The organism is Brevibacterium picturae, assembly GCF_030453725.1.
Taxonomy (GTDB): domain Bacteria; phylum Actinomycetota; class Actinomycetes; order Actinomycetales; family Brevibacteriaceae; genus Brevibacterium; species Brevibacterium sandarakinum_A.
Window position 1 is genome coordinate 1 of sequence record NZ_JAKDJU010000023.1, and the last position, 15,308, is coordinate 15,308.

A 15,308-nucleotide genomic window follows, 5' to 3' on the forward strand; every position below is an offset into this window, starting at 1 on the left:
TGAGATTCGCTCCGAGATGTCTGCTTGGTCACGGAAACACAACGCGACCGCGACGCGAGGGGCGCGAACGACTAAAGTTGCGTTTGAGCCCGTGATGACTGAAGGAGAACACCTGTGATTGAGCTGAAGACACCCGCCGAGATCGACAAGATGGCGGTCACCGGCCGATTCGTCGCTAAGACATTGGCCGAGTTGTCTTCGATCGCAGAACCGGGCATGAATATCATGCACCTGGAGAAGCGAGCCAGGAAGCTCATCGAAGGGGCCGGCGCGAAGTCCTGCTATTGGGACTATGCGCCGTCATTCGGTGAAGGCCCCTTCAGGAACGTCATCTGCCTCTCGGTCAACGACGGCGTGCTGCACGGCAAGCCCCACGACTACGTGATGAAGGACGGCGACCTGCTCACCTTGGACTTCGCCGTGTCCATTGACGGCTGGGTCGCCGATGCCGCACGCTCCGTCGTCGTCGGCGACGGCAGCGAAGAGGACCAGCGCCTCATCGATTCCACCTGGGCAGGGCTGGAGGCCGGCATTTCAGCTGCACAGCCGGGTAACCGCCTCGGCGATATATCGAAGGCCATCGGCGATGTCGCCGACGAACAGCGCATCCCGGTCAACCTCGACTTCGGCGGTCACGGACTGGGCCACACGATGCATGAGGATCCGCACGTGGCCAACCGCGGCAAGGGCGGACGCGGACTCGTACTCAAGCCCGGCCTGACACTCGCGATCGAACCATGGTGGTCGTTCACCTCCAAGAAACTCTCCGTCGACAAGGACGGCTGGACCCTGCGCCTGGCCGACGGATCGAACGGCGCGCATTCGGAGAACACCATCGCCATCACCGATGACGGGCCCAGGGTGCTGACCACCCAGGACTGAGATCCGCCCACGGACCGTGGGGCTGTGTCAGAGGGGCGTGCCAGAATTGCCGTATGTCTTTCACCTGCACCGAATGCGGCTACTCGACCGTCAAATGGCTGGGTCGCTGCCCTGAATGCCAAGCCTGGGGCACACTCGAAGAGAAGGGCGCGGGCAAGACCTCGGTGAAGACGAAGGTCAAGAAGTCCAGCGGCGCGAAATCGATCAACCAGATCGACTCCACCCTGGCCCAGGCGAAGACCACCTATGTCAGCGAATTCGATCGCGTCCTCGGCGGTGGCATCGTCCCCGGCGCTGTCGTTCTCCTCTCCGGTGAACCCGGTGTCGGGAAGTCCACGCTTCTGCTCGACGTCGCCTCTCGCATCGCCAAATTCGGGTCCAAGGTCCTCTACGTCACGGGAGAGGAGTCGGCAGGGCAGGTGCGCCTGCGGGCCGAACGGATCAACGCGCTCGAAGATTCTCTGCTGCTGGCGGCCGAAACCGACCTGGGAGCGGTCCTGGGAATGATCGAGGCGGAAGAGCCCGACATGCTCATCGTCGACTCCATCCAGACCCTCGCCTCATCTGAGATCGACGGTGTGCCCGGCGGCGTCACCCAGGTCAGGGAGGTGGCCGCGGCTCTCATCAGGGAAGCCAAGGCAAGGTCATTGCCAACTGTCCTCGTCGGACACATCACGAAGGACGGCACCATCGCCGGACCCCGGCTCCTCGAACACCTCGTCGACGTCGTGTGCAACTTCGAAGGTGAACGTCACTCGCGTCTGCGCCTGCTGCGTGCGGTGAAGAACCGGTTCGGGCCGACCGACGACGTCGGCTGCTTCGACATGGAGGAGAACGGCATCAAAAGCCTCGAGGACCCCTCGGGACTCTTCCTCTCCCGCAGCGGCAGCAATCCCCCAGGAACCTGTCTGACGGTGACCCAGGAGGGCAAGCGTCCGCTACTCGTCGAAGTCCAGTCACTCATCACCGAATCCGCCGGCGGACAGTCCCGCAGGTCCGTCTCCGGGGTAGATTCCTCCCGCGTAGCCATGATGCTCGCCGTGCTCAGTCAGAAGATCGCCCCCATCAGTTTGGCCAAGTCCGATGTCTTCACCGCCACTGTCGGAGGTGCGAAGCTCGCGGAACCGGCCAGCGATCTCGCGATCTGTCTCTCCCTGGCCTCGGCCGCGATCGGGAAGCCGATGGCCGCAAAATTCGTGGCGATCGGTGAGATCAGCCTCTCAGGCGAGATCCGCAATGTTCCCAACTTGGGTCAGCGGCTCAACGAGGCCTCCCGCCTCGGCATCACCCACGCGATCGTCGCACATGGTGCTCTGCGCAATGTTTCGACTCCTCAGGGGATGCGTGTCAAGGAATGTGAACATGTCTCTGAAGCCGTCGAGCTGCTCTTGGGAGGCAAATGATCGAAATTCCGGGACATCTGCGCGAAAATGGCGCATCCTGGAAGTATGACCACGACAGTATTCCCGGCAATGAGAACCACAGACGCGGCCGCCACGACCGCTCTGCTGATCGCGCTCGGCTTCACTGAGCGGCTCATCGTCAAAGACGAGGCTGACCCCGAGGTCATCGTCCATGCCGAATACGCGTTGGGTGAGACAGGTGGGATCATGTTCGGTTCTGTCCGCAATGACGGGTCGGCCCTCGACAGCGTCGGCGGGAACTCCGTCTACGTCGTCGTCGACACCGAGCGAGAAGTCGATCGTCTCTACGAGGAGATCATCGACATGGGCCATGCGATCGTGCGCCCGGTGGCAACACAGCCTCATGGCGGTCGAGAATTCGACTTCCGCGACCATGATGGCAATTCCTGGGGCGTGGGCTCCTACCGCGGAGCCTGAACCCGCAGCAGCCCGTCCGACGTGAACAGCTCAGTTGTCCGATGGCGCCGTTTCCTCGGGCTTGTCGTCAGAGTTCGGCTCTTCTGACTTCTTCTCCTCGGCTTCCTTCTTCTCTTTTTCCTTGGCGGCAGCATCTTTCTCGAGTGTGAACTTCGCGGGCTTGCTCTTCTTGTCGCCGAGTTTGACCACGAGTTCGTATTCCCCCGGGCCGAAAGCCTTATTCGTTCGGTTGCAGTTCTTGTCGACCCGGACCCGGTTCCATTCAAACTGTGAAGTCTTCTCCGACTTCGGCGCGAACTCGGTCGAGACCTCAGCGTTCTCATCCTCTTCGGCAGCGCAGAACTTCGACGACCAGACCACATCGCCGTTCTTCTCGACCAAGAACTCCTGTTTCTCGGTGCCGACATCGATCAGACAGGTGGCCGTGTGGTTGTTCCCGATCACCATCTCGAACGTGGGTTTCGTATCCTCGTCGAAGCTCTTCTCATCGACTTCGGCTTTGAGTCCGACCTTGTCTTCGGGGCATTTCCCGCTCGCGGCCTTCTCATCCGGCACCGGCGCTTGAGTCGTCTGACTCGCCGAGGGCGTGTCTTGTACGACAGGCTCCTCCTCCCCGCCTCCGCTCAGTCCGCTGACGATTCCGACGACGCCGAGCACCAGCAGAGCGATCACCACGAGACTGGCCACCAACAGCATGTAGCGCCGCCGACGGTACACGTGTGCCGGCAGCTTCCCGCTAGACTGGCGGGGCTGCCTGGCGCCGTTCTTCGGCTGCGAACCACGATTGGAAGGAGTCATCGCTTTGAGCCTAAGCCGAAGCGTTTGAGCATCCAAATGACACACCGAGCCTCTGCCGAATCGAGATCTTCTCGTCCCGGTTCCCCATTTCCCGCGGTTGCGGACTCGGATATCGACCGAGTCCGCGACACGATCATCGCGTGGTTCGAGACCGCAGCGCGTCCCCTGCCGTGGCGAGATGCCGGCACCAGTGCATGGGCTGTCCTCGTCAGCGAGATCATGTCGCAGCAGACTCCCGTGGCTCGGGTCGAACCCCGCTGGCGGGAATGGATGCAGAAGTGGCCCACTCCCTCAGATCTGGCAGAAGCTCCCACCGCCGAGGTGCTCCATCGGTGGGACCGTCTCGGCTATCCGCGGAGGGCACTGCGGCTTCAGGAGGCCGCGCGCGTGATCGCCGAGGACCTCGACGGCCGGGTGCCGCAGTCCGCTGCCGAGCTCGAGCGTCTGCCCGGCATCGGCTCCTACACAGCGGCGGCGGTGGCGTCCTTCGCTCACGGAGAGCGGACGACCGTGCTCGATACGAACGTGCGGCGCGTCCTCATCCGGCTCTTCGCCGGACGCGACCGGCCCTCAGCCTCCCCGGGCCGGGCGGAGACCGAGTGGGCCAGCCAGTTCGTCCCCGAGACCGACCACGCCAGGTGGAACGCGGGAGTCATGGAATTCGGTGCGCTCGTGTGCACGGCCAGGAACCCCGACTGCGAATCCTGCCCACTCAGCGACATCTGCGCCTGGCAGAAAGCGGGGCGGCCTGCCTCGGCGGTGAAGCCGAAGACCCAGAAATGGGCCGGCACGGACCGCCAGCTGCGCGGGGCGATCATGGACGTCCTCAAGTCCGCGCACGAGCAGTCTGACGACGGCGATAACGCCGGCTCCGTATCGCTCGACCTCCTCACGGCTTCCACCGTCGAGGTGGATCCCGAGCTGCTCGACTCGCTCCCTCCGCAGACGTCGACGAAGCTGGACCGGGTCCGGGACCTCAGCGCAGATCCGGATCGGATCATGCGTCTCATCGACGGTCTGGTCTCTGACGGTCTGGCCGCTCGCGAGGACAGTGCCCTGCGCCTTCCCGGGTGACCGGCCCGCGGCAGGTACAGTTCGAGCATGGAAGGTCGACGCAATGACACTCAGGCCGCTTCGTCTCCTGCTCACCGCGATGGCGTGGGACGATTCAGATCACCGGAAGCGCGCGGACGGTTCCTCAAGCAGCTGAACGCCGTCCTCGAGTCGTGGCCCGAACGCACCGATTCGACGATAGAAACCACCTTCGGCACGACTGCCTACTCCAGCATCTCCCCCGCCCGCTCGCCTTCCCTCACCGGGTCGAACCCAACGCCGCTGGTTCTCCTCCAAGGCGGAAACAGCACCGTGGCCGGCTGGACGAAACTCATCGGACCATGGTCGAGCACCCGCCCCGTGATCGCCATCGACATGATCTGGGAGGCCGGGCGCAGCACCCAGCTGGCCCCGATGGCCAGCGGAGAACTGGTCTCGCAATGGCTCGATGAGGTCCTCGAGGGATTGGGTCTGGACTCGCTTCACCTGGTCGGGTACTCATACGGGGCGTGGGCGGCGCTCAACCAGGTTCTTCGCGCCCCCGATCGTCTGGCAGCGGTGACAGCCATCGACCCTCCAGGTACCATCACCGGGATACCTCTGCCCGCTTGGGCCCGAATGATCAGACTGATGAGGGGCAGCAGAGAAGAGGCCCTGAGCTTCCTTGCCTGGGTGAGAAACGGTGAGCTGCCGTCCTCACCGATGAAAGAATTGCTGCTGAGCTCGACGACGGACTTCGTCAAACGCGGCAGCCCGCTGCCGCGGAAGCTGCGAGCCGACGACTGGGCGAGCATCACGGTCCCTCTGCAGGTCATCATCGCAGGCAACAGTCAGTTCGTTCCCCGTCGTGCTCTGCGCACGCTTCGCCGCCATGCCCCAGATGTCGAGGTGCACGTTCTTGACGGGGTCAGCCATGCCGTCCTGTCGGATGCGTCCGAGGATACGGTTTCGATCGTCGAGGAGTTCGTCTCGAGATTCGAGGGGCCGTGATTCTCAGAGGAACTTGATCATGCGTGCGTTGCCCAAGGTATTGGGTTTGACGCGGGCCAGGTCAAGGAACTCGGCCACGCCTTCGTCAGCAGAGTGCAGGAGCTCGACGTAGACCTCCGGGGAGACCGGGATGCCCTTGATCGGCTCGAAACCCAGTGAACCGAAGAATCCGGTCTCGAAGGTCAGACAGAAGACCCTGTCGACACCGATCGCCACAGCGTCTGCCAGCACCTGCCGGATGAGCGCCTTGCCCACTCCCCTCCCCCGATAGGCCGGCGAGGTGGCAACTGTGCGCGCCTCCGCGAGATCCGCCCAGATGATGTGCAATGCCGCGCACCCGGCCAGGATCTCAGTGCCGTCTGGCTGTGGGTCCACGACCAGCCAGAACTCCTGCAGGGTTTCGAAGTAGGTGACAGTGTCCTTGGCCAGCAGAATGCGCTCTTCGGCCAGGGGCGCGACCAAAGCTTCGATCCCCTTGACGTCGCTCGTCCGAGCCCGGCGCATGTAGAGGCCGCCGGGAAGGGAATGGTTGAGGTGATGGTCCGATGAGACCTGTTCGTGGTCGAAGGCGACTGGGGCTGAGCTCATATCTTCATTCAACACCATCGGCGGCGAGCGGCACCATCGGCGGCGAGCATGAAGAAGCCCGAGAACGCAGCTTGTGCTGTGTCCCCGGGCTTCTTCAGCGCTGCGGGAGGCAGATCAGGAAACGGAGCTTCCAGATCCGGTGCCGCCGGATGAACCGGCACCGGCGAGTTCGCCACCGGAATCATCCGGTTCGCTGGCGGCGAGACCCTCGGTCTCCACGCCGTTGAACGTGAATTCCGCTGCCTTGCCTTCTCCTCTGACGTCGACCTTGATGGTCTGACCGCTGCCGATCTCCTTGAACAGGATCTTCTCGGACAGGTGGTCCTCGATCTCGAGCTGGATCGTGCGACGCAGAGGCCGAGCACCCAGCACCGGATCGTAGCCGCGATCGGCCAGCAGGCTCTTGGCCGCATCGCTGACATCGACCTTCATACCCTGATCGGCCAGACGGGTGTCCAGACGTGAAAGGAACTGATCGACGATCTGCAGGATCTCGTCCTTGCCCAGCTGCGGGAACACAATCGTGTCATCGACACGGTTGAGGAACTCGGGCCGGAAGTGCTGCTTGAGCTCTTCGTTGACCTTCTGCTTCATGCGCTCATAGTCGTTGTTCGCGCTTCCCTCGACCTGGAACCCGAGCTGCAGACCGCTCGAGATGTCTCGCGTGCCCAGGTTCGTGGTCATGATGATGATGGTGTTCTTGAAGTCCACCTCACGACCCTGCGAGTCGGTCAGGCGACCGTCCTCGAGAATCTGCAGCAGCGAGTTGAAGATGTCCGAGTGAGCCTTCTCCACCTCGTCGAAGAGGACCACCGAGAACGGTTTGCGACGAACCTTCTCCGTCAGCTGTCCGCCCTCTTCGTAGCCCACGTAGCCGGGAGGAGAACCGAACAGCCGGGACACGGTGTGCTTCTCCGAGTACTCCGACATGTCCAGGCTGATCAGCGATTCCTCGTCACCGAACAGGAACTCCGACAGTGCCTTGGCCAGCTCGGTCTTGCCGACGCCTGTGGGACCGGCGAAGATGAACGAGCCGGAGGGGCGCTTCGGATCCTTCAGACCCGCACGGGTCCGGCGGATCGCACGGGAGATCGACTTGACCGCGTCGTTCTGTCCGATGATGCGCTTGTGCAGCTCGTCTTCCATCCGCAGCAGTCGCGAGGACTCTTCCTCGGTGAGCTTGAAGATCGGAATACCGGTGGCCGCGGCCAGCACCTCGGCGATCAGATCCGCGTCCACGGTCGCGGAGGTGTCCTTACCGCTCTTGCGCCAGGCGTCGGTCTGTTCGTCCTTGTCCTGCTGCAGCTTCATCTCGGAGTCGCGTTCGGAGGCCGCCAGCTCAAAGTCCTGAGCGTCGATGGCGGCTTCCTTGCGATGGCGAGCCTCGAGGATCTGCTCCTCCAGGTCACGGATCTCCTGCGGCACGGACAGCCGCGAGATGCGCAGTTTCGCGCCTGCTTCGTCGATGAGGTCGATCGCCTTGTCCGGCAGGTACCGGTCGTTGACGTAGCGATCCGACATATTCACGGCAGCCGCGAGAGCGCCTTCCGTGATCGTGACCTTGTGGTGTGCCTCGTATTTGTCGCGCAGTCCCTTGAGGATCTCGATCGAATGCGCCAGGGACGGTTCCGGAACCTGGATCGGCTGGAACCGCCGCTCGAGGGCGGCATCCTTCTCGATGTGCTTGCGGTACTCGTCGAGAGTCGTCGCACCGATGGTCTGCAGCTCGCCTCGGGCCAGCATGGGCTTGAGAATCGAGGCCGCGTCGATGGCGCCCTCGGCGGCACCCGCACCCACCAAGGTGTGGATCTCGTCGATGAACAGAATGATGTCTCCGCGTGTGCGGATCTCCTTGAGGACCTTCTTCAGACGTTCCTCGAAATCACCGCGGTACCGGGAACCGGCCACCAATGAGCCGAGGTCCAAGGTGTAGAGCTGCTTGTCCTCGAGGATCTCGGGCACATCGCCGTTGACGATCGCCAACGCCAGGCCTTCGACCACGGCGGTCTTGCCGACACCGGGTTCACCGATGAGGACAGGGTTGTTCTTGGTCCGCCGCGACAGAATCTGCATCACGCGCTGCATCTGCTCGTGCCGGCCGATGACCGGATCGAGATTGCCTTCACGGGCGGCTGCGGTCAGGTTCGTTCCGAACTGGTCGAGGACCAGCGAACCGGAGGGGGCTCCCTCCTCGCGTCCGCCTGCGGAGACGGGTTCCTTGCCCTGGTAGCCCGAGAGAAGCTTGATGACTTCCTGACGGACTCGTCCCAGGTCGGCGCCCAGCTTCACGAGCACCTGAGCGGCGACGCCTTCACCCTCGCGGATCAGGCCGAGCAGGATGTGCTCGGTTCCGATGTAGCTGTGCCCCAGCTGCAGAGCCTCACGGAGGCTGAGCTCGAGGACCTTTTTGGCACGCGGCGTGAACGGGATGTGCCCGCTCGGCGCCTGCTGTCCCTGTCCGATGATTTCTTGGACTTGATCGCGAACCTGTTCGAGGGAGATGTCCATTCCCTCGAGTGCTTTGGCTGCCAGGCCTTCACCCTCGTGGATCAGGCCAAGCAGGATGTGCTCGGTTCCGATGTAGTTATGTTTGAGTAGTTTGGCTTCTTCCTGGGCAAGCACTACCACTCGGCGTGCTCGGTCAGTGAACCGCTCGAACATATTCACCCTCCTCGGTCTGGTTATTCTTTAGAGCCTAACGACCATTGGCCACGATCTATTGCACGTTTCGCCATCAGCCGAAACCGTTTGGCTGTGGGCGAAATTCGCGGTTCGCCCCACCGCGCTCTCCTGTACAGCACGCCTTCGCTCCGTTCTGCAGCATCGGGACTGCCCGCACCAACTCCCTGCTCATATCGGTCCAGCTCTGTCCATCCTGGATCTGGGCAACCCATCTTGATGCTTGGCGTTTCCGCCTTCTACTCCGAACCGATCACGTGAATACGACTCAACCGGCAATCGAGATACTCCATCGATTACCGAGAATGGGAATAGAGTAAATTCTCATATTCTCCTGACGCCGGCCAGCAGACACCATGATCGGAGCCAGTGCTGACAATCAAGAACGTCGCTGAGAAGTGCCTGTGCGAATCGTCCTACGAGAATGTTGATAACTTGCATCCGGGCCGGACTGCTGACAGGTAGAAACTATAGGCAGAAACTCCGAGGGGCCGACGGGTGAACCGTCGGCCCCTCGGGAGGCGATTATGGAATCAGCGGCTTTCATTCGAATCGCATTACCGCTTCATTGATCGACTGTGCTGTGAATCCGGACGAATCAGCTGTCTGCTGCTTCGTATGCCTGGACGATTTCCAGCGGAATGCGTCCGCGATCGCCCAGCTGGTAACCGTTGGCCTGTGCCCATTCGCGGATCTTGGCCGTATCGCGCTTCGGGCCCGGGGCGGAGCCGGATCCTGTGCGACGTCCGCGACCGCCAGGGTTCGCTACCCGGCGGGCCTTGGCGATGAACGGGGCGAACGTTTCACGGAGCTGTTCGGCATTTTCTGTCGACAGTTCGAGTTCGTAGGTCCCTTGGTCGAGGCTGAAGCGAACGGTTTCCGACGCTTCCGAGCCGTCGAAATCATCCGTAAGAACGAGTCGCATCTCCCTTGCCATGTTCACTCTTTTCATAATCAGAAGGCTTTGTCGCAGTCAGCTTAACATCTGATTCATGATTATCGCTTAATTCGCTAACCTCATGCTCCGAATAGAATTTATCGATCTGCTCTCGTTCGGTCCGGTCCGCACGCAAGATGTTTCTCATCACGTACCAGAACAGCAATCCAACGCAGATCGATGGCAATAGCGCCCTCAGCAGATCCATCATGTGTTCAACCTTCCTCAGCCATTTCCGAATTACCGGGGGCAATTGGCTTCGTGAATGGGAAGAGAATGGTTTCTCGAATTCCCAAGCCGGTCAAAGCCATGAGCAGACGATCAAGCCCCATTCCCATACCGCCGGTCGGCGGCATCCCGTGTTCCATAGCGGTGAGGAATTCCTCATCGAGCCCCATCGCCTCTTCATCGCCCTTGGCTGCGTCGACGGCCTGAGCCTCGAACCGCTCGCGCTGGATGACCGGATCCACGAGCTCGGAATAGCCTGTGGCCAATTCGAAACCGCGAACGTAGAGATCCCATTTCTCCACGACGCCCTTCTTGGTTCGGTGCTCACGGACCAGAGGCGAAGTGTCGACGGGGAAGTCGGTGACGAATGTCGGCGCCCACAGTCTGTCCTGGTAGAAGTGCTCCCACAGCTCTTCGACGTATTTGCCGTGCGAGCGGAAGACTCCCCCCAGCTCGACGTTGTTCTCTGCCGCGATTGCGTCGAGGACATCGAGGCCGGTCTCCGGGGTGACGTCGACTCCGGATTCCTCGGACAGGGTTTCGTACATGCTGACGACGGGCCAGTCACCACCGAAATCGTAGTCTTCCCCGTCCGCCAGCTTCACCCTGAGGGACCCGGTGGCGTCCTGTGCTGCGTTCTGGACCAAGGTCTTCGTCAGGTCGGCGATCGAGTGGTAGTCGCCGTAGGACTGGTAGGCCTCGAGCATCGCGAACTCCGGCGAGTGGGTCGAATCGGCACCCTCGTTGCGGAAGTTGCGGTTGATCTCGAAGACGTTCTCGATCCCGCCGACGATCGCACGCTTGAGGAAGAGCTCGGGTGCGATGCGCAGAAACATGTCGATGTCGTAGGCGTTCATATGGGTTGTGAACGGACGAGCCGCGGCACCGCCGTGCATGAACTGGAGCATCGGAGTCTCGATCTCGACGAACTCCTGCTCGGCGAACGTCCGACGCAGGGACGACATCACCTTGGCTCGGGTCAGCATGGTGCGGCGGGCGTCTTCGCGGGTGATCAGGTCGAGATAGCGCTGGCGCACACGAGTGTCCTCGGCCAGCTCGGTGTGCAGACCCGGCAGCGGACGCAGTGACTTGCTGGCCATCGCCCAGGAATCTGCGAGGACGGAGAGTTCGCCGCGTTTGGACTTGATGACCTTGCCGTGGACGAACAGGAAGTCGCCCAGGTCGACGTCGGTCTTGAAATCGCCGAGTCGCTCCTCCCCCACTTCGCGCAGTGACAACATGCCCTGAAGGCGCGTCCCGTCTCCTGACTGCAGGGTCACGAAGCAGAGTTTGCCCGTGGTGCGGATGAACACGACGCGTCCGACGACGCCGACGATGTCCTCGGTCTCATCTCCCGCTTCCAGACCGTCATGAGCGGCATGGACCTCGGCAGGGGTGTGCGTGCGCGGAATTGACACCGGATAGGCATCGGTGTCGGAGTCCAAGAGCCGCTGGCGCTTTTCCTTTCGGATCCGGATCTGCTCCGGATCGAGATGCTCGGGTGAAAGGTCTGCGTTTTCGGGCGTGTTCGACTCGGTATCTGCCATACCGTCCAGGCTACCGTGAGCGCGGGCCCAGGGGGAATTCGGGCCGCTGGTGGACCAGGCCGACAGTCAGTCCAGGCTGGCCAGGATCTCCTGCGCCTGCGAATCCGTGATCCGTCCCAGGCTCAGGGCCTTGGCAGTGGTGGACCTGGCCAGAGCAATATAGCTGTTGCGTGCTGCGGGGCTGGAAACGCTGAGACTGAACTCACTGAGCGCCGTCAGGTGCGCAGAGACAGTGCCCACGTCACCGCGACTCACGGGTCCGGTCAACGCCCGCGAACCGTTCTGCAGGGTATTCGCCACCCCCGCATCGACGAGGGCCGTGAGCACACGTGCGGGGTCACTCACACCCGCCTCGGCGAGCATCTCCATGGCTTCACTGATGATCGTGATCGTGTGATTCGAGGCGTGGGTGATGGCCGCATGGTAGAGCGGACGGTCCGCTTCAGCGACATCGATCGGCTCGGCGCCCATCTCGACGACGAGGGCCTGCCCCACAGCTCGAATCGGGGCCGGTGCGGTGACGGCGATCGTCGACTGCCGCAGACGAGGAAGATCGACGGCTGTGCCGGTGAAGGACAGCGACGGGTGCAGGGCGATAGGCAGCGCGCCAAGGCTGGTCCCGGCTTCGAGGACGTCCGTGCCGTATCGGCCCGAGCAGTGGACGAGGATCTGTCCGGAGTGGATTCGTGAGACCTTGGCCAGGCCGCTGACGAGGGATTCGATCTCATCGTCGGGGACGGTCAGGAGCAGGAGCTCGGCACGGTCTGCGACGTCGTCCGGGGGCAGCACCGGCACCCCCGGGAGCATCTCCTCGGCCCGTTCGAGGCTCGCCGCCGAGGAGGCGCTGACCCCGATGATGGCATGGCCGGCTTCGCGCCAGGCGGCGCCGATGGTCGCCCCGACCTTGCCACAGCCGATGATCCCGATTCCCAGGCGAGGGGCGTCGTCCTGGTTCATCCCTGATTGGCTCATATCCTGCCTTCCTTGGCTCTGCGCGCTTCCTCGTCGTAGCGCTGCCGCGCGACTCGGGTGCGTTCGGAGTGTTCGCTGAAGAAGCGTTTCGCGTCGTCGACGCTCTGGTGGGTGACTCGGGGATCGATGGGTCCGGCTGTGGAGTGCACGGCGACCGTGCCCAGACCCAGCGAGCGCATGAGCGGGCCCTGGTGATAGCTCATCGACTGCACCCTCACGTGGGGCACGAAGTCGACACGACGGTCCAGGACGCCCAGACGCAGCACGAGAAGGGATCCGGTCACAGCGTAGGCACGCCGCTTCCACACCAGTGGGTCGATGAGCCGGGAGGACCGGGGCTGGCCGTGGAAGAGCGCTTCGGCCGATTCGGCCTGCGGGTCTTCGGACTTGCGGTCATACATGGCCGAACGCACCAGGGTTGCCGCGCTGAGGTCGTCCGGCAGCTGCGGGTCGGGCAGCGCCAGTCCGACCATGAGCAGTGCCTGATCGATGTCGCCCACGGGCAGGAGGATATTCGACTCACCGGAGTCGCCGGCGCTGGCGATATTGTATTCGACCTTCCACCAGCCGGCCCACCGCCACAGCAGCGGCTGGTGGAGGCAGACGGCCTGCAGCCGATCGAGCGGGATCACCTTGCGGGAGGTGGAGACGAGCCCGTGATTGACAGCCAGTCCGTTCTCGCCCAGTTTGACCACGAAGTTCGCATTGTCGAGATTCTTCTTGAAGACGGAGAAGGCCGTGAATATCGCGGGGATGACACCGACGAGCATCGGGATGAAGGCTTCGATGAATCCCATTGCCAGGAGAAAGATGGCCGCACCGGCGACGAGGAGGATCGCGAGGACCGAAATGATCGTCTCTGTCCTCAGCAGCGAGGAGACCACCACCCGGTGCACGGGCACGCGGATGATCTCGCCCTCTTCGCTGACCTCGGCGGACACGTTGTAGGGGGCCAGAAGCTCATTGATGCTCGACTCTGCCTCGTGGGAGACGCCATCGGCCAGAGTGCCGAGGCGTTTGCTCAGGCGCACACCGATGCTGTCATCACGGCGCTCGGGCACTCCGCGATCGATGGCGGGGTCGCCATCGAGGTTCCCCACCGCATCGCCGGTCATGTCGGCCTCGACAACGTCGGGTTCCTCCGAATCACCGGGCGCACTTCCGTTGCTCGGCTCGGTGCCCGGGGCCGCCTCGGCGGACTGACCCCCGTTCGCGGTACGCTGCCCCGATTGGGTGGCCTGCTTCGTCGCGCGGACGGCGGAGAGGAGCTCGTCGCGCAGTCCTTCGGCACGCTTCTTCGACAGGTACTTCAGGGAGATGTTGGAATCGGAACCGCCGGCGACGTCGAAGACGAGCTCCGCCATGCCCAGGAGTCTGGGCAGCAGCTTCTGCTGCAGGTCGATCGACTGAACACGGTCGAGCCTGGCCTTTCGCTGCTTCTTCGACAGCAGCCCGCGCCGGTAGTAGATGGCCTCGGAATCGATCCGATAGCCCATCACCCTCCAGGCCAACCAGCTGAAGAGAGCGGTGAGCAGGAGGATGAACAGGATTCCGCCCACGGCGCCGAAGATGACGAGGGGGTGCGTGCGCAGCCAGCCGGCGAAGCCGAGGTCGACGCCGTCGCCTCTCGCCAGGTTTTCGACAGCTCTCTGGAAGAAGTTCTGCAGCCCATAGGCCGCGGCGACGAAGATACCCACGAGCACGCCGAGACTTTCGAGAATCGGCGTCAGCGGGTGGACCCGGTGCCACACTTCAGGTGCTGCTGCCCCGTCATCTGCAGGTTCGTTCGTGGGCACGGGCAGTCGGTCGTTCGGCTGGTCCGCAGCCATGCTCACAGTCCTGCCAGATTGGCCTGGCCCAGTCCGGCGAGGTTGTCACGCAGACGATCGGCCTCGGCGCGAGGCAGACCCGGGATGGTGGCGTCGGTGGCCGCGGAGGCGGTGTGGAGTTTGACTGAGGCCAAGCCGAACATGCGGTCGATGGGGCCGGCGTCGACGTCCACGAACTGCAGACGTCCATATGGAACCACCGTCGCTTTGTGGAACATGATTCCACGCCGGATGAGGAGGTCGTCCTCCCTCTCCGCATAGCCGATGGCTTTGGCCTGACGGATGATGATGACGACCAGGAAGACGGTGAACGCCAGGAGGACGGCCCAGATGGCGTGCAGCCATGGCACCTCGGAAGTGAAGATGATCGCGAAGACGAGGGCGACGATGATCATCGGGACGAGGATCGTCAGAGTCGCGATCGTCTCCTTGCGGCCGTATTTAGGACTGACCCTGGTGAAGTCAGCATCGATTCCGGTCAGATAGTTGAATTCGCGGGTCATGCTGCTTCGGCTCCTGGTGGGTCTTGAGGGGGAAGTGCGCAGAATCCTTCGACGATCAGGCCGACGATCATCAACGCTGCGGCTGCGATCATAGCGAAAAGCATACCTGCCGCCAAGTCATTGCGGATGCCCGGTGCCGACAGGAAATAGTATGCGGCGTTGCCCAGGTACCAGCCGGTGAGTCCGGCCCCGGTCAGGGCGCTGGCCTTGGCCATGACTGCCACGCGCGCGGCTTGGAGGGGATCGATCTCCTTCGTCCGGTCCCCGTCGTTCCATTTTTTGATCGGCCACCCCAGGACGAGCAGAACCGCCGCGAGGATGAGCATTCCGATGATGGCGAACCACGGCAGGCCCGGCAGCGAGAAACCCTGGCTCTCCAGCAGCACATCGACGACGGGCGCGAGGACGACACCGATGACGGCCCAGATGACGAGAGTACCCGACGATGTTCGCTGCATAGC

15 protein-coding genes are annotated in these 15,308 nt (G+C 62.8%); 5 read left to right on the forward strand and 10 right to left on the reverse strand.

What is annotated here, in order from left to right:
* The first annotated feature begins 114 nt into the window (after positions 1-114).
* From map to L0G76_RS04225, 3 genes are all read left to right on the forward strand, one after another.
* Entirely contained in the window at positions 115-882 is a 768-nt protein-coding gene (map, locus tag L0G76_RS04215; protein WP_304356071.1) for a type I methionyl aminopeptidase, read from the forward strand.
* 53 nt (positions 883-935) lie between these two features.
* On the forward strand, positions 936-2,285 hold the full coding sequence (gene radA, locus L0G76_RS04220; protein WP_304356072.1) for a DNA repair protein RadA: 1,350 nt from the start codon (positions 936-938) through the stop codon (positions 2,283-2,285).
* 69 nt (positions 2,286-2,354) lie between these two features.
* Positions 2,355-2,723: a VOC family protein gene (locus tag L0G76_RS04225; RefSeq protein ID WP_304356073.1), complete on the forward strand. Its 369-nt coding sequence runs from the start codon at positions 2,355-2,357 to the stop codon at positions 2,721-2,723.
* Between the two features lie 30 nt (positions 2,724-2,753).
* Here the strand turns inward: L0G76_RS04225 and L0G76_RS04230 are convergent, their stop codons facing one another.
* Positions 2,754-3,521: a LytR C-terminal domain-containing protein gene (locus L0G76_RS04230; protein WP_304356074.1), complete on the reverse strand. Its 768-nt coding sequence runs from the start codon at positions 3,519-3,521 to the stop codon at positions 2,754-2,756.
* Between the two features lie 36 nt (positions 3,522-3,557).
* On the opposite strand from L0G76_RS04230, the gene L0G76_RS04235 reads away from it, so the two are divergent.
* The gene (locus tag L0G76_RS04235) at positions 3,558-4,595 is read left to right on the forward strand and encodes an HhH-GPD family protein (protein WP_304356075.1); all 1,038 of its coding nucleotides are present in this window, start codon (positions 3,558-3,560) and stop codon (positions 4,593-4,595) included.
* Positions 4,596-4,622: 27 nt separating this feature from the next.
* On the forward strand, positions 4,623-5,564 hold the full coding sequence (locus tag L0G76_RS04240; protein ID WP_304356076.1) for an alpha/beta fold hydrolase: 942 nt from the start codon (positions 4,623-4,625) through the stop codon (positions 5,562-5,564).
* 3 nt (positions 5,565-5,567) lie between these two features.
* Here L0G76_RS04240 and L0G76_RS04245 read toward each other — a convergent pair whose 3' ends face one another.
* The 9 genes from L0G76_RS04245 to L0G76_RS04285 all read right to left on the reverse strand — a co-directional run bounded on the left by L0G76_RS04245 (position 5,568) and on the right by L0G76_RS04285 (position 15,305).
* The gene (locus tag L0G76_RS04245; protein WP_304356077.1) at positions 5,568-6,152 is read right to left on the reverse strand and encodes an amino-acid N-acetyltransferase; all 585 of its coding nucleotides are present in this window, start codon (positions 6,150-6,152) and stop codon (positions 5,568-5,570) included.
* 114 nt (positions 6,153-6,266) lie between these two features.
* The gene (locus L0G76_RS04250) at positions 6,267-8,813 is read right to left on the reverse strand and encodes an ATP-dependent Clp protease ATP-binding subunit (RefSeq protein WP_304356078.1); all 2,547 of its coding nucleotides are present in this window, start codon (positions 8,811-8,813) and stop codon (positions 6,267-6,269) included.
* Between the two features lie 616 nt (positions 8,814-9,429).
* Positions 9,430-9,768 (reverse strand): histone-like nucleoid-structuring protein Lsr2, encoded by a 339-nt coding sequence (locus L0G76_RS04255; protein ID WP_304356079.1) that lies wholly within the window; start codon positions 9,766-9,768, stop codon positions 9,430-9,432.
* Positions 9,734-9,979 carry a hypothetical protein gene (locus L0G76_RS04260; RefSeq protein ID WP_304356080.1) on the reverse strand — a complete coding sequence of 82 codons (246 nt, stop codon included), beginning with the start codon at positions 9,977-9,979 and terminating at the stop codon, positions 9,734-9,736. Before L0G76_RS04260 ends, L0G76_RS04255 begins: the two co-directional genes overlap by 35 nt.
* 4 nt (positions 9,980-9,983) lie before the next feature.
* A complete protein-coding gene (gene lysS / locus L0G76_RS04265) occupies positions 9,984-11,543 on the reverse strand; it encodes a lysine--tRNA ligase (RefSeq protein WP_304356081.1) in 1,560 nt (519 codons plus the stop codon).
* 66 nt (positions 11,544-11,609) lie between these two features.
* A complete protein-coding gene (locus L0G76_RS04270) occupies positions 11,610-12,515 on the reverse strand; it encodes a Rossmann-like and DUF2520 domain-containing protein (protein ID WP_304356082.1) in 906 nt (301 codons plus the stop codon).
* Positions 12,512-14,344, reverse strand: coding sequence for a PH domain-containing protein (locus L0G76_RS04275; protein ID WP_304356083.1), 1,833 nt, complete (start codon positions 14,342-14,344; stop codon positions 12,512-12,514). Before L0G76_RS04275 ends, L0G76_RS04270 begins: the two co-directional genes overlap by 4 nt.
* Positions 14,345-14,346: 2 nt before the next feature.
* Complete coding sequence (locus L0G76_RS04280) at positions 14,347-14,847, reverse strand: PH domain-containing protein (RefSeq protein ID WP_304356084.1); 501 nt, start codon at positions 14,845-14,847, stop codon at positions 14,347-14,349.
* Positions 14,844-15,305 carry a DUF3180 domain-containing protein gene (locus tag L0G76_RS04285; RefSeq protein WP_304356085.1) on the reverse strand — a complete coding sequence of 154 codons (462 nt, stop codon included), beginning with the start codon at positions 15,303-15,305 and terminating at the stop codon, positions 14,844-14,846. Before L0G76_RS04285 ends, L0G76_RS04280 begins: the two co-directional genes overlap by 4 nt.
* Between the last annotated feature and the right edge of the window lie 3 nt (positions 15,306-15,308).

Excerpts from the sequence above, each read along its gene's own strand:
- L0G76_RS04240 (WP_304356076.1), top strand. The coding sequence starts at position 4,623 with ATGGAAGGTCGACGCAATGACACTCAGGCCGCTTCGTCTCCTGCTCAC.
- L0G76_RS04280 (WP_304356084.1), bottom strand. The coding sequence starts at position 14,847 with ATGACCCGCGAATTCAACTATCTGACCGGAATCGATGCTGACTTCACC.
- L0G76_RS04235 (WP_304356075.1), top strand. The coding sequence starts at position 3,558 with ATGACACACCGAGCCTCTGCCGAATCGAGATCTTCTCGTCCCGGTTCC.
- L0G76_RS04255 (WP_304356079.1), bottom strand. The coding sequence starts at position 9,768 with ATGGCAAGGGAGATGCGACTCGTTCTTACGGATGATTTCGACGGCTCG.
- L0G76_RS04225 (WP_304356073.1), top strand. The coding sequence starts at position 2,355 with ATGAGAACCACAGACGCGGCCGCCACGACCGCTCTGCTGATCGCGCTC.
- lysS (WP_304356081.1), bottom strand. The coding sequence starts at position 11,543 with ATGGCAGATACCGAGTCGAACACGCCCGAAAACGCAGACCTTTCACCC.
- L0G76_RS04275 (WP_304356083.1), bottom strand. The coding sequence starts at position 14,344 with ATGGCTGCGGACCAGCCGAACGACCGACTGCCCGTGCCCACGAACGAA.
- L0G76_RS04250 (WP_304356078.1), bottom strand. The coding sequence starts at position 8,813 with ATGTTCGAGCGGTTCACTGACCGAGCACGCCGAGTGGTAGTGCTTGCC.
- L0G76_RS04270 (WP_304356082.1), bottom strand. The coding sequence starts at position 12,515 with ATGAGCCAATCAGGGATGAACCAGGACGACGCCCCTCGCCTGGGAATC.
- L0G76_RS04285 (WP_304356085.1), bottom strand. The coding sequence starts at position 15,305 with ATGCAGCGAACATCGTCGGGTACTCTCGTCATCTGGGCCGTCATCGGT.
- radA (WP_304356072.1), top strand. The coding sequence starts at position 936 with ATGTCTTTCACCTGCACCGAATGCGGCTACTCGACCGTCAAATGGCTG.
- L0G76_RS04260 (WP_304356080.1), bottom strand. The coding sequence starts at position 9,979 with ATGATGGATCTGCTGAGGGCGCTATTGCCATCGATCTGCGTTGGATTG.
- L0G76_RS04245 (WP_304356077.1), bottom strand. The coding sequence starts at position 6,152 with ATGAGCTCAGCCCCAGTCGCCTTCGACCACGAACAGGTCTCATCGGAC.
- L0G76_RS04230 (WP_304356074.1), bottom strand. The coding sequence starts at position 3,521 with ATGACTCCTTCCAATCGTGGTTCGCAGCCGAAGAACGGCGCCAGGCAG.